The sequence below is a fragment of the Stenotrophomonas sp. yr243 genome, assembly GCF_900184195.1.
Taxonomy (GTDB): Bacteria; Pseudomonadota; Gammaproteobacteria; order Xanthomonadales; family Xanthomonadaceae; genus Stenotrophomonas; species Stenotrophomonas lactitubi.
Map to the genome: position 1 here is coordinate 759,616 of NZ_FXWT01000003.1, position 17,366 is coordinate 776,981.

Consider the following 17,366-nt stretch of genomic DNA (forward strand, 5'->3'; position numbering starts at 1 on the left):
CACTGCTCTTATTTCACAGTGAAGCGGTAATCGCCAGTGATCGGGTGGCTGTCCTGGCCGACTGCTCGCCACTGCAGATGGTATTCGCCGGCGGACAGGGGCGCCTCGAAGCCGGCACGGAGCGTGTGTCCGTCGGCGGAGACCTGCTGCGAGGCCGTGGGTATGGCCATCTGCAGGCGGCCATGGGCCATGCGCAGTTCGATGCGGGTGGCACGCGGCAGCACCCGTTCGCTGAACTGCAGTTCGATCTGGTTGGCGGGAGCCACGGTGGCACCCGCGGCCGGGGAGGAGCGCACCAGGCTGGGATGGGCCAGCGCCCACGGTGCTGCGGCCAGGCCGAACATCAGCACGGCCAGCGAAGCAGGGCGGAACAGGGAGTGCGACATCGAGGTTCACCGAGGGAAGAAAGTGAACGACAGCCTGCGGGGCGCTGCCTGTCATCACCCTGACCCGGACATTACCGAACCGTCAGGTCTGCTCATGCCCTTCCGGCGCCCTGGACACCGCGCTGGCCGCGCGCATCACCTGTTTCGTCGACCACGTGACGCAGTCGCAGGGCCAACACCCGTTCGACGGATAGGGCCTTGGTGGGTGGTGCCTTGCGCGGCCCACGCGCTGGGCGTGCAACCGGCCACACGTCGGAAGGCCGCGGCGAACTTGCTGGGATTGGCGTAGCCGCAGGCAAGCGCAACATCGGTGACGCTCTGCCCTGCGGACAATGCGCACTGCGCCCACTGCATGCGGCGCTGGGTCAGGTAGGCATACGGCGGCATGCCGGTGGCGGCGCGCAGCGCGCGGCTGAAGGTGGTCGGTTCCATGCCGAGTACGCCGGCCAGTGCTGCGACATCCAGCGGCTGGGAACGGTGTTCATCGATGAAGTCCTGCAGCTGGCGCAGTTGCCGCGATGACAGCGATGCGGCCATCGGCGGCCGGGCGTGTGGTTGGCCGGCAAGCTGGGCCAATCGCCGCACCACCACTTCTGCACCGTGCTGCAGGAAGCCGGGCACGCAGGCGTCAGCCTGTGCGCTGGACCATAGCGCGTGCAGTACGGAGGCGATGACCGGGTCGCGATGCAGTCGCAGGGAAAGGGAAGGAATGTCCGGGAAGCCGCCAGGCGCATCACGCCACTGCGCGGTATCGACGGCCATTCCCAGCAGCTCCACCGCTGGGCTGGCGTAGTGCCCATGATCGCCGGGCAGTACCACGTTGAACTGGCCTGGATTCCACGCCGCCTGCAGAAGCCCGGCGCTGGTGCGTTGGTACAGGTTGCCGCCACCGGCCAGCAGCAGGCCCAGCCGCAGCTGGTGCGGGTGCCCCATGGGGCCTTCGCTGGCCTGGAAGCCATGGTGCAGCAGAACGACCGAGCCATCCTCGCTGGTCACGGTTCCGGCCATGGGCTGGGCGGCTTCCCGGTGCAACTGGTCGGCGAGGGCGGGCATGGCGGGTCCAGGAATGGAGCAGCGCTGACTGCAATGGAGTGGCGGCGAGCGTCGAATGTTACAGGATAACAGTTTGCGTCAGCCGGCCCGCCAGGCGCGTTTCCGTTCCTCATGAGGTTGCCCTTGAAAGCCCCCGTTTCCTCCGTTGCCCTCGTCGCAGCGTCGTTGCTCGTTCCTGTTCTTCCCGCCCACGCGCAGTCCGCCGATGCCACCACCCTTGATGGCGTGGTGGTCACCGGCTCCAAGCGCGATACGCCCTACCTGAAGAGTGACCTGTCGGTGACCGTGCTTGACCGGCAGGCGCTGAAAGAAGCCGGTGTCACCGAGTTCCGTGACCTGGACAAACTGGCCCCCAACGTGAAGTTCAACGTGATGGGCCAGCTGAGCAACATGTTCATTTCCATCCGCGGCATCGAATCCAATCCTTTCCTGGTCAACCGCGCGTCGGTCTACATCGATGGCATTCCGTTCCGCGAGCTGAGCAACGCGGTACTCAACCAGGTGGAATCGGTCGAGGTGCTGCGGGGTCCGCAGGGAACCCTGTACGGCGCCAACAGCGAATCGGGGCTGGTGCTGGTGCGCACGCGCGGCCCGGCCGATACCCGTGAGGGTGAGGTGAACGTGCGCAGCACCTGGTTCGGCAACGGCAACGGTACGGCGGTAGATGGCTTCCTGGCGGGCCCGCTGAGCAAGGACGGCACGCTGTCGGGCTCGGTGGCGTTCATGGGCTCCGAAGAGGATGCCCACCTGAAGAACCTGACCCCGTACGGTGCGCGCGGCGAAGTGAAAGAGGGCTACCTGCAGGGCAAGCTGCGCTGGCGGCCCAGCGATTACGTGACCGTCAACGCCTTGGCCTATCACCTGCGCACGCGCGCGCCGGGCATGTTCGAGTACGAGTACTTGCCGCTGGATACTGGCTTGTACAACCGCACCTATGGCGACCGCCTCAATGGTGGCCGTCACGCGGGTGACTTCACCTACATCAACGATGCGCCCAAGCGCACCGAAAAGGACGAGACCGTTGCCGGCCTGAGCGCGCAGTGGCAACTGCAGTCCGGCACCCTGGATGTCGCCGCCTCGTACCGCAGCGAGGAAACCACCTCGGCTGGCTATGACTTCGACATGACCGCCAGCTCCGCGCTGGCCGGTTACATATACGACAAGAAGAATGCATGGAATGCCGAGGCGCGCTTCAGCTCGCCCAGCGACCAGGCGCTGACCTGGATGGCCGGTGTATCGACCTACCGCATCGACAAGGATTCGATCCAGGGCACCTTCGTCGGCCCGGCGCTGCGCGGGCTGGACAGTTACAACCTGGCGCCGCGGCAGACCTCCAAAGGTGAGGACTACAGTGTTTTCGCGACCGCCAGCTACACGCTGCCGGCATTGCCGAAGCTGACCGCCAGCCTCGGCATTCGCCACGAGCAGGCCCGCCGTTCCACTGAGCAGCGCGCCGGATTCCTCGACCTGGGTGCGGGGGGGCTGGTGCGCTACCGCGACGCTGCCCTGGCGCATACGTTCTCAGCCACGTTGCCGCGCGTCTCGTTGCGCTATGACGCCAGCGATGATCTGTCGTTCTATGCGGCCTCGGCCAAGGGCTATATCCCCGGTGGCTTCAACCTGGCCGCCGCGCAGAGCGATGTGGTCAACGACAAGGTGCTGCGCTACGAATCCGAACGCATGTGGAGCCATGAAGTAGGCTTCAAGATGAATCTGGCAGGTGGCCGTGGCCATATCGGCGGCGCCCTGTTCCATATCAGCTCGGACAACTGGCAGGAAATCCAAGTGGCCACCGATGCCAACGGCCGGCCCATCTCTTCCGACTACGTGGGCTCGGATGCCTCGATACGGTCGCGCGGTGCGGAACTGGAAGGCGTATTTGAAGTCGCGCCGGGGTTCACGGTGATGGCCAATGTCGGCTATGTCGATGCTACGTACACCAAGCTGTGGGTCAGCCCGCAGGAGAACCTGCACGGCAAGCGGGTCAAGCTGACGCCGCACTACACCGGCTACCTGGCGGCGCGGTATCAGTTCGATTCCGGCATCTATGCCCGGGTGGAATCGCAGTTCACCGGTTCCAGCGCGCTGGACGAGCGCAACCGCGCGTTCCAGCCGGCCGTGGCGGTGCTGGGCGTGCAGCTGGGTTACGAGCGGGGCCCGTGGAGCACGCGCGTGTTCGTGCAGAACCTGACCGACAAGCGCCGCATCAACGGCCTGATCTTCGACAACCTGGCCTTCGGCCGCGATGGCAACTACTACGGGCCGGTGGACAGCCCGCGCATTGTTGGCGCCGAGGTCGGCTACCGGTTCTGAAGGGTCATCAGCCGGCGGACCGCAGGGCCCGCCGGTTGCGCAGATGTGCGACGGCCAGCATCACCCCTCCGCAGGCGGTGGCAGCGCCATGCCAGAGCAGCGATTCCTTCAACGGCAGGTACAGCGAGGCGGACAGCAGCAGGATCGCGCCTGCAAGGGCCACGCACAGCGGCAGTGCCCGCTGATGGCGGCGCTGGCCGGCGGCCGTGCTGAGCAGGGCGATCGTCGAGGCCAGCAGCGCGAACAGCCATTCCCAGCGCGACATCACCAGCAGCGCGGTCATCGCCGCGTGGCCAGGGTGCTGGAACGAGCGCAGCGCCATCATCGCTGCAGGCGTGAAGGCCAGCAGCAAGGGCAGGGCCACGCAATGCGCGGCACAGGCCAGCGACAGCCAGGCGCCTGCCAGATCGAAGCGGGGATGCCAGCGTGCCGAAGCTGGCGGCTGGGTGCGGGCCCTTGCGGGCGAGGTTGGGATGTGGTCCATAATGTTACATAGTAACAATACGGAGCTCCCCCATGAAACGTTCTGCCGCCCTTCTACTGCTGCTTGCTGCCCATTCTGCGAAGGCCCACGACGTGCGCCATCACGATGCACATGTCCATGGCCAGGCCGATGTCGATCTGGCCGTGGACCAGGGAACGCTGGAGCTGGCACTGCGTGCGCCGGGCATCGGCATCCTCGATTTCGAACGACCACCTGCCGACAGCCGCGAACAGGCCGCATTGGCGCGGGCGCGGTCGATCCTGCAGAGCGGCAGCTGGGTCACCTTGCCGAGCGCTGCGCAGTGCCGGCTGGACCATGCCGAGGCGACTGCGGAGGGCTTTGCGCCAGTGGCGGTGGCAACGCAGCCCGGCCAGCACACGCACGCCGGATTCACCGCAGCACTGCGCTACCACTGCGCCAACCCGGCGGCATTGCGTGGGCTGGCATTGCCGCTGCCGACGCTGTTTCCGGGCCTGCATGAGGTGATCGTCAATACCGCAACGTCGACCGGGCAAGGCCGCAGCGTGGTGACTGCCGACAGCCTGCGGGTGCCGCTGGCGCCATGAACGAAGCGACCATCATCGACCTGCAGTGCGTGCAGTTCGGCTACGCAGACCGAGCAGTGCTGGATATCGCACAGCTGCAGGTGAGCGCGGGCAGCAGCGTGCTGCTGCGCGGCACCAGCGGCTCGGGCAAGAGCACGCTGCTGGGCCTGCTGGCAGGCATCCTGCTGCCGGGCCGCGGCAGTATCCGTGTCGCCGGCCACGCGGTGAACACGCTCGGTGCCGCCGCGCGCGATCGTTTCCGCGCCGACCAGCTGGGCGTGATCTTCCAGCAGTTCAACCTGCTGCCTTTCCTGAGCGTGCGCAACAACATCGCCCTTGGCGTGCGCTTCTCGCCGTTGCGCAATGCGCGTATCGAAGGCGGGCTGGATGCCGAGATCGCGCGCCTGCTGCGCGCGCTGCAGCTGGACCCGGCACTGATGCCGCGTGCGGCGGGCACGCTCAGCGTTGGCCAGCAGCAGCGCGTTGCCGCTGCCCGTGCCTTGATCGGCCGCCCAGCGGTACTGCTGGCCGACGAACCGACTTCGGCGCTGGACCCCGACGCGGCCACGGCCTTCCTGCAGCTGATGTCCGCGCAGTGCCGCGCCGCCGGTACCACCGCGCTGGTGGTCAGCCACGATGACCGCCTGCAGCCGTTGTTCGACCAGGTGCTGTCGCTGGGCGATCTGAACCGGGCAGGGGGCGCACATGTTTGAGTTGGCCTGGGCCAGCCTGCGCAGCCGCGCCTTGAGCGTGAGCCTGACCGTGCTGGTCATCACCCTGAGCGTGGTCCTGCTGCTGGGCGTGGAACGCATCCGCACGCAGGCCCACGAGGGCTTTGCCAGCACCGTCTCGGGCACGGATCTGATCGTCGGCGCGCGCTCGGGGCCGGTGAACCTGCTGCTGTACTCGGTGTTCCATATCGGCGACCCGACCAACAACGTGTCCTGGCAGTCCTACCAGGAACTGTCCGCGCTGCCGCAGGTGAAGTGGGCAGTGCCGCTGTCATTGGGCGATTCCTGGCGTGGCTATCGGGTGATCGGCACCACTGCCGGCTACTTCGAACACTACCGGCATGGCGCAGGGCATCCGCTGGCATTCGCACAGGGCAAGCCGTTCGACGACCTGTATGACGCGGTGGTTGGTGCTGAAGTGGCACAGGCGGCGCACATCGGCGTGGGCGCTGACATCGTGCTGGCCCATGGCACTGGTGCGGTAACGCTGGCCACGCATGCCGACAAGCCGTTCCGTGTGGTCGGCATCCTGCAGCGGACCGGCACGCCGGTGGATTCTTCCGTGCTGGTGTCACTGCCGGCGATCGAGGCGATCCATGTCGACTGGCGTTCCGGCGTGCAGCTTCGCAGCCAGCATGTCAGCGCCGAACAGGCACGCCAGCTCGACCTGACCCCGACCAGCATCACCGCCTTCATGCTGGGCCTGAACTCGCGCATTGCCACGTTCGGCGTGCAGCGCAGCATCAACGAGTATCCAGACGAAGCGTTGCAGGCGATCCTGCCCGGCGTGACCCTGCAGCAGCTGTGGCAGTCGCTGGGTACCGCCGAGCGCGCGCTGCAGTTGATCAGTGCGATGGTGGTGCTGCTGGGCATGGTTTCGCTGATGGCGCTGCTGGTATCGACGCTGCAGGAGCGCCGCCGTGAGATGGCGGTGCTGCGCGCTACCGGTGCGCGTCCGGCCTACGTCGCCTGCCTGCTGGTGGTTGAAGCCGTGGCCACCGCAACGATGGCCTGTGCGCTGGCGCTGGCGGTGCTGACCTGCGCCAGCGTGGTGGGGCGCAGCTGGGCGCTGGCCAATTTCGGTCTGTCGATCACCCACGTCTGGCCGGACGCGCGCGAACTGGCCTGGGTGGGTGGTGTGCTGCTGATCAGCGCGGTCGCAGGCCTGCTGCCTGCGCTGCTGGCCTACCGGCGCACCCTGGCCGATGGCCTGGCGCCTGCGTCATGAGCACGGGCGTCCGCGGGTTGCTGCTGGCTGCGGCCATGCTGCTGGTCGCCTGCACGCGGCCGACCGATACCGGTGTGCAGGCACTGCCGCCGTCGCCGGTGCAAGACAGTGCCCGCACCGAAAGCGAACAGGAGCTGGACTGGTTGCAGATGCTGCCGGGCGATGAACTGGCAGCACTGGAGCGCGGCGAGGGGCCGGAGGTGCAGCACAGCGGCAACCGGCGCATGGCCCAGTTCGGTACCTTCCGTACCGTGGACGCGGTACTGGATCGCGCGGTGCGGTTGCCGGGCTATGTCGTGCCCTTGGCCAATGCGGCAGATGGTCGACTGCTCGAATTCCTGTTCGTGCCGTACTACGGCGCGTGCATCCACGTGCCACCGCCGCCACCGAACCAGATCGTGCACGTGGTGCTGCCGCGGCCGATCGCCATGCCCGACATGTACTCGCCGTTCTTCCTGGCCGGCGTGCTGCGTGCCGAGCGGGTGGACGATGATCTTGCCGGCTCGGCCTACAGCATGGCCGACGCCGAATTGAGGGCTTATGAACCGTAGCGCGAAGGTGCTTGCCGGTGTGCTTGCGGGTGTACTGCTGACCAGCTGTGGCCGGCCCGCCGTGGAGGCCCCGCGACCAGAGGCCAGCAGCGCTGCCGCTTCACCGGCGGCGCCGTCTGCAGTGATCGACCGCTGGGACGCGCTGATGCCCGGGGAGGACAGCTTCCAGCGTCCACCGCCGCAGATCGGGCTGTCGCGTGGCAACGGCATGGATGGGGTGGGCGGATTGATCGACGACACCGGTTCGGGCTCGCTGCCCGGGCAGGCCATCGATCATTCCAGCCCTCTGCGCGCGCAGCAGTTCGGCTCCTCGGCGGTGGTCGATGGCGTTGATGGACGGGCGCTGGACCTGGATGGCTATGTGGTGCCGCTGGCGATGAACGACGCGGGGCAGGTGGACGAACTGCTGTTCGTGCCGTTCTATGGCGCGTGCATCCACGTACCGCCGCCACCGCCGAACCAGATCATCCATGTGACCCTGGCCACCCCGATCACGATGGGCGCGTTGTGGGACCCCTACCGGCTGTCAGGGCACCTGCAGGTGAAGCACTTCGAGGCGGATATCGCCAGCGCGTCGTATGACGCAGCCGCGGCGACGCTTTCCGCGATCACCCGATGACGATCACCCGATGACGAGGCTCCGCGCACGCACCGTCGCCCTGCTGATGGTGGTGCTGCTGCTGGCAGGGACCGGCGTGGCGCTGCTGTGGAACGCAACGCATGCGCCCTCGCCACCGGCAGTGGCATTTCCCGCACCGGCGGCGGAAGCGCAGGCACGCATCGAACATCACATGGCTGCCGACAAGGCCTTTCGTGATGACCTGCTGTTCCTGCTGGTGGCGACGCTGCGCGACCGCTGCGAACCGGCGCAGGCAGGAGTGCTGGCACGCATGGCCAACCGTGCGTCGCTGCCGGTGCTGGCGGCGGTGAGCACCGTGACCACGCAGGATGCGAGCCTGGACCGACCGATCTACCAGTACATCCAGCGCCGCGCCGACGCCACCGGCTGCGGCCAGCCACTGCGCCTGCCGGCAGGCGATGGCAGCAGTATCGAGGTGGATATCGAACAATACGCACGCACCTTCCCGGACAGCTACTTCGACCCGCAGCGCAGCAGTGCGCCGCGTGACTTCGGCGGGCGCCCGCTGCCAGAACGCGCCGGCAACGCCTGCAACAGCGTGGTCTATTCGGTGCTGCCGCTGGGAGGGGGAGATTGGCGTTGCAGCACGCTGCGCAGCAACGCCCGTGCGCGGGTGCGTGCGCTGTGCGAAGACGCGATGCAGCGGCAGCACGGCCATCTGCGTGGCGAGTTGGATGCCGCGGTGGGACAAGCCATGCAGGACCCGATAGTGCAGGCGGTCGCTGCATTGCCCGCGGAGTGCAGGTAGGCCCCGGCCTTGCGGCAGCGGGCAGTGCGCCTCCCGGAAGCTGAATGGCGTTCGCTGGGAGATCCATAACTATACAGTACGTCCTGTATAGTTATGAGCATACCCCCTTCCCCTCCAGGTTCCCATGGCTCTCTCCCAGCCCTTGGACGGCGCTCCGTCCCTGTCGCGCGCCCGTCGCTGGTCGCTGCTGTTCACCGTCGCCGCCGGCCTGCTGCTGGTCACGTTGGACAACTCGGTGCTGTATACGGCGCTGCCGACCCTGACCGAGGAGCTCTCGGCCAGTGCCGGGCAGGCGCTGTGGATCATCAACGCCTATCCGCTGGTGATGGCCGGCCTGCTGCTGGGTGCTGGCACCCTGGGTGACCGCATCGGCCACCGGCGGATGTTCCTGATCGGCCTGGTGGTGTTCGGCATCGCCTCGTTGGCGGCCGCGTTCTCTGCGTCCGCCGCGCAGCTGATTGCAGCGCGTGCCTTCCTCGCCGTGGGTGCGGCGGCGATGATGCCGGCCACGCTGGCATTGATCGGGCTCAGCTTCCATGAAGAGCGCGAGCGCAACATCGCCATTGCGATCTGGGGCTCGGTGGCCATCGTCGGTGCGGCACTGGGGCCGATCATCGGTGGCTGGCTGCTGCAGCACTTCTGGTGGGGCTCGGTGTTCCTGATCAACGTGCCGGTGGTGGTGGTCGCCTTCATCGCGACCCTGGTACTGGCGCCGGAAGGGCAGCGCGACAGCACGCGGCCGTGGGACCTGCTGTCCTCGTTGCTGGCGCTGGCCGCGCTGTCGGGCCTGGTATTGGCGATCAAGTCGCTGATCGCCACGCCGCCCTCGTACGGGGTAGGCGCTGTCTCGCTGCTGCTGGCGCTCATCGCCGGCTTCGCCTTCAGCCGCCGTCAGCAGCAGTTGCCCTATCCGCTGCTGGATTTCGCCATCTTCCGTAACCCGGCCTTCCTTGCCGGCACCCTCTCGGCAGTGTTCACCCTGTTTGCTATGGCCGGGCTGCAGCTGCTCACCACCCAGCGTTTCCAGCTGGTGGCCGGCCTCAGCCCGTTGCAGGCGGGCCTGTTGGTATCGGTGGCGGCGCTGGGCAGCCTGCCCAGCGCGTTGCTGGGCGGCAGCGTGCTGCATCGGGTCGGCCTGCGTCCGTTGATATGTGGCGGCCTTGCGGCTGGCGCGGCAGGTGTGGGCGTGGTGGCGCTGGGCTTCCCGCACGGCCTGGGCTGGGTGGTGGCCGGCATGGCGATCACCGGCTTCGGCATGGGTGCTGCGATCTCGGTGGCGTCCACCGCCATCCTCAACAACGTACCGCCGCATCGTGCGGGCATGGCCTCATCGGTCGAAGAGGTGTCCTACGAGTTCGGTGGCCTGCTGGCGGTCGCGCTGCTGGGCAGCCTGAGTGCTGCGATGTACGGCGCGTTCCTGCCGGAATCGGCGGACATTCCGGCCGCCGCGCGCGAGGGGTTCACCCAGGCATTGCACGTGGCGCGTGACACGGGGCAGGGGGAGTGGTTCGCCCTTGCAACCGCGGCCTACGATCGCGGTTACCAGATCGTGCTGCTGGTGATCAGCGCTGTGCTGGCGGCCGGCGCGGTGATCATCGCGCGCCTGCTGCGTGGACGTGCCGGTGGCCGCGACGGCGCTGCCGATCGCGTAAAATAGCGGCAATGAGAACCAGCAAGCGCGAGCGCATCCTCGACGCCGCCGTCAGCGTGATCAACCGCGACGGCGTGCGTGCGGTCACCTTTGAATCGGTGGCGGCCGAGGCGCAGTTGACCCGTGGCGGCCTGCTGTACCACTTCCCGTCGCGCGAGGCGTTGCTGCGCGGCATCGACGAGCACCTGGTGCAGAGCTGGGAAGCATCGATGGAGGCGCTGCTGGGCAAGTCGGCTGGCGAGGCTACTGCGCTGGAGCGCTACCAGACCTTCGTGCGCGTTTCGGCACAGAGCGCCACCCGCGCCGAGCTGATGTTCATGCTGGACTCGGTGGACCCCGAGTTCCCCAGCGACCGGCCGTGGGCACCGGTAGTGCAGCGCTGGGCACCTTCGCCACCGGCCGCCGGCAGCAACGACCCTGCGGCGCTGGACAATTTCGTGGCGCGGTTGGCCGCCGACGGCCTGTGGATCTACGAGGCCATGTACGAAGGCCAGCTGGACGAGAAGGTGCGCGCACAGTTGACCGAGCGGATCGGCGGGCTGCTGTCTCCCGAGCAGTCCCCGAAGGACTAGCCGCGGGCTACAGCGCCGCCAGCCACGCGCGGGGCGAGAGCCCCAGGCGTTTGCGGAACGCCTTGGACAGCGAGGCGGTATCAGCAAAGCCGACGTCGGTCGCAACCTGGTTGGCCGCTGCTCCCGCGCGCAGCTGCGTGCAGGCCAGGCTCAAGCGCCAATCCAGCAGGTAGCTGGCTGGCGTGGTCTGCATCACGTCCTTGAACACCGCCGCGAACGCGCTGCGCGACAGCCCGGCGATGGACGCCATCTTCGGCAGGGTCCAGGCCTGCTGCGGCGACTGGTGCAGGGCCACCAGCGTGCGTGCCAGGCGCGCATCGGACAGCCCACGCATCAACCCGTGGCTTACCCCTGCAGCATCGGGGTGATCGATCACCCAACGCAGTACCTGGATCAGGGCAACCTCGAACAGCCGGTTGGTCAGCAGGCGCGAGCCGCAGCGCTGGCGGTCGGCTTCCGTGAACAGCAGGTGCAGGGTGCCGTCCAGTTCACCGATGGCTGACAGCGGCACCACCATCACCGGCGGCAGCGACTGGACGACCGGATTGCGTGCACCGCCGTCGAAATCGAGCATGGCGCAGGTGAAATCAGGGCCGTCGAGAGGCGCGTTGAGGAACACATGCCGCAGTGGCCGCGGGTACAGCAGCAGGCTGGGGGCGGTGACCTTCAGCTGGCGCGTGATGCAGTCCGCGTCCGGGTGTTGTACCTGCATCTCGCCCTTGCGCAGGATGTGCAGGAAGGCGCGCCCCGGCTGCGGTTCGAACACGTGCCGTCCGCACAGCGGGCCGGAATGGAACAGCGCTGCCTGTACCCGGAACCGTTCGAGCAGGGTCGACAGCCGGTCGGGCATATCGTCGGACGGTGGAAATGGGGGGAGTGTGGCGATCATGGATGAATGGACAACATATCTGGAGATAAATGCTCTATTCGTCCGGCGAGTCTACCTAGGATGAGCGCATCGTCCAATCCCGGGCGCTATCGCAAGGAGTACTCCCATGTCCCGCATTCCCCTGATCGACCCGACCTCGACCACGCCCGACCGTCAGGCCCTGCTGGGCCAGGTCCACGCCGCCTTCGGCGCGACACCGGCGATGTTCCGTGCCGTGGCCAACTCGCCCGCTGCACTGCAGAGCATGTGGGGCGCATTTGGCGCGCTGGGTGGCGGCCGTCTGTCGCCGCTGCTGGGTGAACAGATCGCCGTGGCCATCGCCAACCGCAACGCGTGCGAATACTGCCTGGCCGCGCACACGGCGCTGGGGCGCAAGGCCGGCGCCAGTGGCGAACAGATGGCCGCTGCAGAGATCGGCCAGTCCAGCGATCCGGCCACCGCCGCCGCCCTGGAGTTCGCGCTGAAGGTGGTCGAGCAGCGTGCGCAGATCGGCGACGGCGACGTGCAGGCGCTGCGCGCGGCTGGTTTCGATGACGAGCAGATCGTCGAGATCCTGGCCCACGTAGCGCTCAATCTGTTCACCAACTACGTCAACGTGGCCTTTGACGTGCCGGTGGACTTCCCGAAGGTGGCGCTGCGCTGAGGACGCGCCGTCAGGCGGGCGGATGGCCGTGCAGGCCATCCCCCTGCAACCGGTCCGGGTGGGTGTACACGTTGAAGCCCCCTTCGCGGGCGAAGCCCACCAGGCACAGACCGGCACTGCGGGCCAGATCGATGGCCAGCGCGGTGGGCGCCGAGACGGCCGCCAGTACGCTGGCACCGGCGCGAGCTGCCTTGCTGACCATTTCATAGCTGGCACGGCTGGACACCACCAGCAGACCTCCATCAATGCTGTGTTCGTTGTGGTGCAGCGCACCGATCAGCTTGTCCAGCGCGTTGTGACGACCGACGTCTTCGCGCACCCAGCCGATGCGGCCACTGGCGTCTGCCCAGGCCGCTGCATGGGTCGAACCACTGGCAGCATTCATCGGCTGGTGCGGTGCCAACCCGGCCAGCGCCCGCTGCAGTGCAGCCGTCTGATACGTGCGGCGGTCTTTTACCGGGGGCAGCGGACGCAGCACATCTTCCAGCTGACGCGCACCACACAATCCGCAACCGCCACGACCAGGCAGCAGGCGGCCATTGTCGGGGTCCAGCGCTGCGCCAGGGGCGTTGGCGGACACGGTCATCTTCAGCTCGATGCCTTCCAGTTGTGGCTGCACCTCGGCGGACAGCAGCTGATCGGGGCGCTCGATCAATCCTTCGCTGAGCGAGAAACCCAGGGCGAAATCCTGCAGGTCGCACGGCGTGGCCATCATCACCGCGAAGGCGGCACCGTTGTAGCGCATCACCACCGGCACTTCTTCGGCGATCACGTCCACCTGTTGCTCCTGCCCTGTGCTGCGCCAGCGTTGCAACGTGCGCAGTGCCGTGCCGGCGGGCGGAGGGGAAGGCGGCGTCGATCCGGGCATGCGGCACATCCTGGGCAAAGCAGAAGGGCAGGCTACGCCCGCAGAATAGCGCAGCCATCCAGTGAAGACGCGGCGGTAACCGTTGCCATGGCAGCCTGCGTTACCACAGCCGGGCTATGGCGCCGCGGTTGCCGGCGTGCTTGACTGGCGACGCCAGCTGGGCGCAGGCCCGGCACTGCAGGCAGGCACTCCACCAACGCAGGTTCCCGACCATGTCCGAACAGAAGCCGCCGCGTTACAAGCCCTACAACCAACCGGCAGGCGGCTGGGGGGCCGCCGGTGCGACCGCCAAGGTGCTGCTGCAGCAGAGCGTGATCGGCAAGGGATCCAAGGCACTGCTGGCGATGAACCAGCCGGGCGGCTTCAAGTGCCCCAGCTGCGCGTTCCCCGATGCCGACCACCGCAAGAAGCTGGAATTCTGCGAGAACGGCGCCAAGGCCCTGGCCTGGGAAGCGACCCAGCACCGGGTGACCCGCGAGCTGTTTGCCCAGCACACCGTCACCGAGCTGATGGCGCAGACCGACTATTGGCTGGAACTACAGGGCCGGCTGACCGAGCCGATGCGCTACGACGCTGCCACCGACCACTATGTTCCCTGCGAATGGGACGAGGCGTTCGCACTGATCGGCCGCCATCTGCAGGCTTTGGACCACCCCGACCAGGCCGAGTTCTACACCTCCGGCCGCACGCCCAACGAGGCGGCGTTCCTGTATTCGATCTTCGTGCGCGAGTTCGGCACCAACAACTTCCCGGACTGTTCGAACATGTGCCACGAGCCGACCAGCCGGGGCCTGCCGCCGGTGATAGGCGTGGGCAAGGGCACCATCGTGCTGGACGACTTCGAACACGCCGAGGCGATCTTCGTGATGGGCCAGAACACCGGCACCAACTCGCCGCGGATGATGAGCAACCTGGTGGAAGCGCGCAAACGCGGCGTGCCGATCGTGGCGGTCAACCCGATGCCGGAGCGCGCCCTGATCCGCTTCACCGAACCGCAGGACGTGGTGCAGATGGCCACGTTCGGGTCCACCGAGATCACCAGCGAGTTCGTGCATGTCCGAATCGGCGGCGACCTGGCGCTGATCAAGGGCATGATGAAGGTGATGTTCGAGCGTGAAGCGCAGGGCGAGCAGGTGCTGGATCATGCCTTCCTGGCCGAGCACACCGTTGGCCTGGAGGCCCTGCGCGAGGATGTTCTGGCGCAGGACTGGGATGAGATCGTGCGGGTATCGGGCATCGCGCAGGAGCAGATACGGCGCTGCGCGGAGATCTACATCCGTTCGCGCGCGACGGTCATCTGCTATGGAATGGGCCTGACCCAGCACCAGCAGGGTTCGCGGCTGCTGCAGCAGGTGGCCAACCTGTTGTTGCTGCGCGGCAACTTCGGCAAGCCGGGCGCGGGCATCGGCCCGATCCGCGGGCATTCCAACGTGCAGGGCGACCGCACGGTCGGCATCGATGAAAAGCCCACGGCACGCTACCTGGATCGCGTGCAGCAGGTATTCGGTTTTGATCCGCCGCGCGAACATGGTCACCACGTGGTCGAGTCGATCGCGGCGATGCTGGATGGCAGCGCCAAGGTGTTCATCGGCATGGGCGGCAACTTCATCCATGCCGTGCCAGATACCGAGCGCGCCTACGAAGCCATGCGCAAGCTGGAACTGACCGTGGGCATCGCCACCAAGCTCAATCGAGGTCATCTTGTGCATGGCCGCGACGCGCTGATTCTTCCGGTGGTGGCGCGCTCGGAGTGGATCCGCACGCCACTGGGGGAGCAGTTCGTCACCATCGAAGATGCGATGTCCAACGTGACGGCGTCGCGCGGCGTGCTGGAGCCGGCCAGCGACAATGTGCTGCCGGAGGTGGAGATCGTCTGCCGCATGGCGATGGCGGCGTTGCCGGACAGCAAGGTGGACTGGGCCGCGTACATGCATGATTACGGCCCGATCCGCGACCTGATCGCCGCCGTCTACCCAGACATCTACGCAGGCTTCAACGAGCGCATCCAGGCACTGCACGGCTTCCACCTGGATATTCCACCGCGCCGGCGCGTGTGGCCGACGCCGAACGGCAAGGCCAACATCCTCGTCATGCCGGGCCTGGAAGTGAACACGGTGGTCGATGACCCGGAGATGCTGCGGTTGGCCACGGTGCGTTCGCACGACCAGTACAACACCACCATCTACAGCTACAACGACCGCTACCGGGGCGTGTACAACGACCGCATGGTGGTGTTCATGAACATCGAGGACCGTCTGGCACGCGGGCTCGGCAAGGAAGCCCTGGTGAGCCTGGAAACGATCAGCGACGATGGCGTGACGCGGCGCATCGACGGCCTGACCGTGCTTGACTACCCGATGCCGCGCGGCGCGTTGGCGGGCTACTACCCAGAGCTGAACCCGCTGCTGCCGCTGGACTACTACGATCGGATCAGCGGTACGCCAGCGGCGAAATCCATTCCGGTACGGATGCGCGCGCAGGTCGAGGTGCCAGCGTAGAGCCCCGTCCCTACGGTTCCTCGCTGTTGCTAAGCACGATGCTGCCATCCAGCAACACCGGCACCATCTGGGTCCAGCCCTTGGCGTTGTAGTCGAGGCTGACCAGGTACACCCAGCCGCGCGCTGCATCTTCGGTATGCGCTGCCGCGCCGGCGGTGAAGCGCTGCAGGCTGACCTCGGAGACCACGAAGTCATCGCTGGGATAACGCTGGCGCGCGTGGGCCAGCGCTGCCGCCGTCGCTTGATGCACCGACAGTGGCGGCTCGGCGCGCGCCGGGTCGAAGGCGGGCAGCGTATGCAACCGCGTCGCGCTCACCTGCCAGCGCTCATGGGTGTCGTCACCATCGCCGCTGGACAGCACGGTCCATTGGCGTTCGCCTGCCATGGCCGGAAGGCTCAGCAACGCAGACAGCAGGAGGGCAGCACAGGCGCAGCGGGCAGGCATGGAAAAGCTCCAATGAACGTCATCCATGATGACACCAGGCAGCGGCGACGGGCGCGTCGTGCGTCGGCTATCATCAGCCCGTGGATATATCCGGCCTGCTGCTGCGACTGATGCTGCTCCTGACCCTGGTGCTGAATGCACCGGCGCTGGCGCTTGCCTCGGGCGGCATCAACGGTCAGGCCGGCGATGGTCATTGCGGTGCGCCCCACGAGAGCACCAACACTGCAATCTCTGCCGCGCCCGCCTGCTGCGATGAACGGGACGCAGGCGCGTGCAGCAGCGAGGGTTGCGAATGCGTGCCAGCCAGTGTGGCCATGCTGCCGTCGGCGCGAAGCCTTGCCGCATGGCCGCTGCGTGCAGTGCCCGGTAATGCGCTGCATATGGGTCATCCCGCGCCTGCGCTGCCGCACCTGATCCGTCCGCCGATCGCCTGATCGCACGCAGGCATTGCGTGCCTGCCGCCCTGCAGTACCCCTTCATCTACCTGGCCCACGCGAATCCGTCGTGTGGGTGGCAGGCGCTTGCGCCTGCGATTGCAAAGGACAACCTGACATATGAACCGCACTCTTTCCCTGAGCCTGCTGCTTACCACCGTTCTGCTTGGCACCGCCTGCGCGCGCGCCTCCGAAGAGGTCGTGTCCTCGCCCGCAACCGCAACCACCTCGGCAGTCGCGGTGACGGCCGAGGCGACGATCGATCCGGAACTACCGCTGGCCATCGTGCACAAGACGGCCAGTTGTGGTTGCTGTGGCGTGTGGGCCGACCACCTGAAAGCCGCAGGCTTCCCGGTTGAGATACGCGACACCGATGACATGCATCCGGTCAAGCAGCGCCTCGGCGTACCGGCCGGCAAGGCGTCCTGTCATACCGCCGAAATCGGTGGCTACGTGGTGGAAGGCCATATTCCGGCCAGCGACATCAAGCGCCTGCTGAAGGAACGGCCGACGGCGCGTGGCCTGGTGCTGCCGGGCATGCCGGCCGGATCTCCGGGCATGGAAATGCCTGATGGCTATGTGCAGCCGTATACCGTCGAGCTGGTGCGCACCGACGGCAGCACCGAGCCCTTCGCGCAGCACGGGCAGGGAGGCTGACAGTCAGTGGCGGTGCCGGTCGGTCTGACC

The 17,366-nt window shown here is 67.1% G+C and carries 19 protein-coding genes; 13 read left to right on the forward strand and 6 right to left on the reverse strand.

What is annotated here, in order from left to right:
* Nucleotides 1–8 precede the first annotated feature (8 nt).
* Both copC and QOL57_RS16285 read right to left on the reverse strand, forming a co-directional pair.
* Nucleotides 9–386: a copper homeostasis periplasmic binding protein CopC gene (gene copC, locus QOL57_RS16280; RefSeq protein ID WP_089235789.1), complete on the reverse strand. Its 378-nt coding sequence runs from the start codon at nt 384–386 to the stop codon at nt 9–11.
* 135 nt (nt 387–521) lie between these two features.
* Nucleotides 522–1,439, reverse strand: a complete 918-nt coding sequence (locus QOL57_RS16285; RefSeq protein WP_089235788.1) for an AraC family transcriptional regulator — start codon at nt 1,437–1,439, stop codon at nt 522–524.
* 123 nt (nt 1,440–1,562) lie between these two features.
* Here QOL57_RS16285 and QOL57_RS16290 point away from each other — a divergent pair, with 123 nt between their 5' ends.
* Nucleotides 1,563–3,752: a TonB-dependent receptor gene (locus QOL57_RS16290; RefSeq protein WP_089235787.1), complete on the forward strand. Its 2,190-nt coding sequence runs from the start codon at nt 1,563–1,565 to the stop codon at nt 3,750–3,752.
* Nucleotides 3,753–3,759: 7 nt separating this feature from the next.
* Here QOL57_RS16290 and QOL57_RS16295 read toward each other — a convergent pair whose 3' ends face one another.
* The gene (locus QOL57_RS16295) at nt 3,760–4,236 is read right to left on the reverse strand and encodes a MerC domain-containing protein (RefSeq protein WP_089235786.1); all 477 of its coding nucleotides are present in this window, start codon (nt 4,234–4,236) and stop codon (nt 3,760–3,762) included.
* Between the two features lie 32 nt (nt 4,237–4,268).
* On the opposite strand from QOL57_RS16295, the gene QOL57_RS16300 reads away from it, so the two are divergent.
* The 8 genes from QOL57_RS16300 (at nt 4,269) to QOL57_RS16335 (ending at nt 10,902) form a co-directional block, all read left to right on the forward strand.
* Nucleotides 4,269–4,802: a DUF2796 domain-containing protein gene (locus QOL57_RS16300; protein WP_089235785.1), complete on the forward strand. Its 534-nt coding sequence runs from the start codon at nt 4,269–4,271 to the stop codon at nt 4,800–4,802.
* Nucleotides 4,799–5,494, forward strand: coding sequence for an ATP-binding cassette domain-containing protein (locus QOL57_RS16305; RefSeq protein ID WP_089235784.1), 696 nt, complete (start codon nt 4,799–4,801; stop codon nt 5,492–5,494). The genes QOL57_RS16300 and QOL57_RS16305 overlap by 4 nt, the downstream gene beginning before the upstream one ends.
* Nucleotides 5,487–6,740 carry an ABC transporter permease gene (locus tag QOL57_RS16310; RefSeq protein WP_089235783.1) on the forward strand — a complete coding sequence of 418 codons (1,254 nt, stop codon included), beginning with the start codon at nt 5,487–5,489 and terminating at the stop codon, nt 6,738–6,740. The genes QOL57_RS16305 and QOL57_RS16310 overlap by 8 nt, the downstream gene beginning before the upstream one ends.
* On the forward strand, nt 6,737–7,291 hold the full coding sequence (locus tag QOL57_RS16315; RefSeq protein WP_089235782.1) for a DUF3299 domain-containing protein: 555 nt from the start codon (nt 6,737–6,739) through the stop codon (nt 7,289–7,291). The genes QOL57_RS16310 and QOL57_RS16315 overlap by 4 nt, the downstream gene beginning before the upstream one ends.
* The gene (locus tag QOL57_RS16320; protein WP_089235781.1) at nt 7,281–7,910 is read left to right on the forward strand and encodes a DUF3299 domain-containing protein; all 630 of its coding nucleotides are present in this window, start codon (nt 7,281–7,283) and stop codon (nt 7,908–7,910) included. The genes QOL57_RS16315 and QOL57_RS16320 overlap by 11 nt, the downstream gene beginning before the upstream one ends.
* Before the next feature lie 46 nt (nt 7,911–7,956).
* The gene (locus QOL57_RS16325; RefSeq protein WP_089237948.1) at nt 7,957–8,679 is read left to right on the forward strand and encodes a hypothetical protein; all 723 of its coding nucleotides are present in this window, start codon (nt 7,957–7,959) and stop codon (nt 8,677–8,679) included.
* 124 nt (nt 8,680–8,803) lie between these two features.
* A complete protein-coding gene (locus QOL57_RS16330) occupies nt 8,804–10,336 on the forward strand; it encodes an MFS transporter (RefSeq protein WP_089235780.1) in 1,533 nt (510 codons plus the stop codon).
* 5 nt (nt 10,337–10,341) lie between these two features.
* Nucleotides 10,342–10,902, forward strand: a complete 561-nt coding sequence (locus QOL57_RS16335; protein ID WP_089235779.1) for a TetR family transcriptional regulator — start codon at nt 10,342–10,344, stop codon at nt 10,900–10,902.
* Nucleotides 10,903–10,909: 7 nt separating this feature from the next.
* On the opposite strand, the gene QOL57_RS16340 is transcribed toward QOL57_RS16335, so the two are convergent.
* Nucleotides 10,910–11,752 (reverse strand): AraC family transcriptional regulator, encoded by an 843-nt coding sequence (locus QOL57_RS16340; protein ID WP_089235778.1) that lies wholly within the window; start codon nt 11,750–11,752, stop codon nt 10,910–10,912.
* Nucleotides 11,753–11,897: 145 nt separating this feature from the next.
* Between QOL57_RS16340 and QOL57_RS16345 the strand changes: the two genes are divergently transcribed.
* Complete coding sequence (locus QOL57_RS16345; RefSeq protein WP_089235777.1) at nt 11,898–12,434, forward strand: peroxidase-related enzyme; 537 nt, start codon at nt 11,898–11,900, stop codon at nt 12,432–12,434.
* Between the two features lie 10 nt (nt 12,435–12,444).
* On the opposite strand, the gene fdhD is transcribed toward QOL57_RS16345, so the two are convergent.
* The gene (fdhD, locus tag QOL57_RS16350) at nt 12,445–13,302 is read right to left on the reverse strand and encodes a formate dehydrogenase accessory sulfurtransferase FdhD (RefSeq protein WP_089235776.1); all 858 of its coding nucleotides are present in this window, start codon (nt 13,300–13,302) and stop codon (nt 12,445–12,447) included.
* A 212-nt stretch (nt 13,303–13,514) separates the two neighbouring features.
* Here fdhD and QOL57_RS16355 point away from each other — a divergent pair, with 212 nt between their 5' ends.
* A complete protein-coding gene (locus QOL57_RS16355) occupies nt 13,515–15,800 on the forward strand; it encodes an FdhF/YdeP family oxidoreductase (protein ID WP_089235775.1) in 2,286 nt (761 codons plus the stop codon).
* A gap of 10 nt (nt 15,801–15,810) precedes the next feature.
* Here QOL57_RS16355 and QOL57_RS16360 read toward each other — a convergent pair whose 3' ends face one another.
* Nucleotides 15,811–16,245: a hypothetical protein gene (locus QOL57_RS16360; RefSeq protein ID WP_089235774.1), complete on the reverse strand. Its 435-nt coding sequence runs from the start codon at nt 16,243–16,245 to the stop codon at nt 15,811–15,813.
* A gap of 80 nt (nt 16,246–16,325) precedes the next feature.
* On the opposite strand from QOL57_RS16360, the gene QOL57_RS16365 reads away from it, so the two are divergent.
* Together QOL57_RS16365 and QOL57_RS16370 are read left to right on the forward strand one after the other, a co-directional pair.
* The gene (locus QOL57_RS16365; protein ID WP_089235773.1) at nt 16,326–16,679 is read left to right on the forward strand and encodes a CopL family metal-binding regulatory protein; all 354 of its coding nucleotides are present in this window, start codon (nt 16,326–16,328) and stop codon (nt 16,677–16,679) included.
* Between the two features lie 120 nt (nt 16,680–16,799).
* Nucleotides 16,800–17,336, forward strand: coding sequence for a DUF411 domain-containing protein (locus QOL57_RS16370; RefSeq protein WP_089235772.1), 537 nt, complete (start codon nt 16,800–16,802; stop codon nt 17,334–17,336).
* Nucleotides 17,337–17,366: the final 30 nt, after the last annotated feature.

Bases quoted from the DNA above. Each gene is read 5' to 3' on its own strand.
- QOL57_RS16345 (WP_089235777.1), top strand. From the start codon at position 11,898: ATGTCCCGCATTCCCCTGATCGACCCGACCTCGACCACGCCCGACCGT.
- QOL57_RS16295 (WP_089235786.1), bottom strand. From the start codon at position 4,236: ATGGACCACATCCCAACCTCGCCCGCAAGGGCCCGCACCCAGCCGCCA.
- QOL57_RS16360 (WP_089235774.1), bottom strand. From the start codon at position 16,245: ATGCCTGCCCGCTGCGCCTGTGCTGCCCTCCTGCTGTCTGCGTTGCTG.
- QOL57_RS16370 (WP_089235772.1), top strand. From the start codon at position 16,800: ATGAACCGCACTCTTTCCCTGAGCCTGCTGCTTACCACCGTTCTGCTT.
- QOL57_RS16330 (WP_089235780.1), top strand. From the start codon at position 8,804: ATGGCTCTCTCCCAGCCCTTGGACGGCGCTCCGTCCCTGTCGCGCGCC.
- QOL57_RS16355 (WP_089235775.1), top strand. From the start codon at position 13,515: ATGTCCGAACAGAAGCCGCCGCGTTACAAGCCCTACAACCAACCGGCA.
- QOL57_RS16320 (WP_089235781.1), top strand. From the start codon at position 7,281: ATGAACCGTAGCGCGAAGGTGCTTGCCGGTGTGCTTGCGGGTGTACTG.
- QOL57_RS16335 (WP_089235779.1), top strand. From the start codon at position 10,342: ATGAGAACCAGCAAGCGCGAGCGCATCCTCGACGCCGCCGTCAGCGTG.
- copC (WP_089235789.1), bottom strand. From the start codon at position 386: ATGTCGCACTCCCTGTTCCGCCCTGCTTCGCTGGCCGTGCTGATGTTC.
- QOL57_RS16340 (WP_089235778.1), bottom strand. From the start codon at position 11,752: ATGCCCGACCGGCTGTCGACCCTGCTCGAACGGTTCCGGGTACAGGCA.
- QOL57_RS16325 (WP_089237948.1), top strand. From the start codon at position 7,957: ATGGTGGTGCTGCTGCTGGCAGGGACCGGCGTGGCGCTGCTGTGGAAC.
- QOL57_RS16310 (WP_089235783.1), top strand. From the start codon at position 5,487: ATGTTTGAGTTGGCCTGGGCCAGCCTGCGCAGCCGCGCCTTGAGCGTG.
- QOL57_RS16285 (WP_089235788.1), bottom strand. From the start codon at position 1,439: ATGCCCGCCCTCGCCGACCAGTTGCACCGGGAAGCCGCCCAGCCCATG.
- QOL57_RS16315 (WP_089235782.1), top strand. From the start codon at position 6,737: ATGAGCACGGGCGTCCGCGGGTTGCTGCTGGCTGCGGCCATGCTGCTG.
- QOL57_RS16305 (WP_089235784.1), top strand. From the start codon at position 4,799: ATGAACGAAGCGACCATCATCGACCTGCAGTGCGTGCAGTTCGGCTAC.
- QOL57_RS16300 (WP_089235785.1), top strand. From the start codon at position 4,269: ATGAAACGTTCTGCCGCCCTTCTACTGCTGCTTGCTGCCCATTCTGCG.
- fdhD (WP_089235776.1), bottom strand. From the start codon at position 13,302: ATGCCCGGATCGACGCCGCCTTCCCCTCCGCCCGCCGGCACGGCACTG.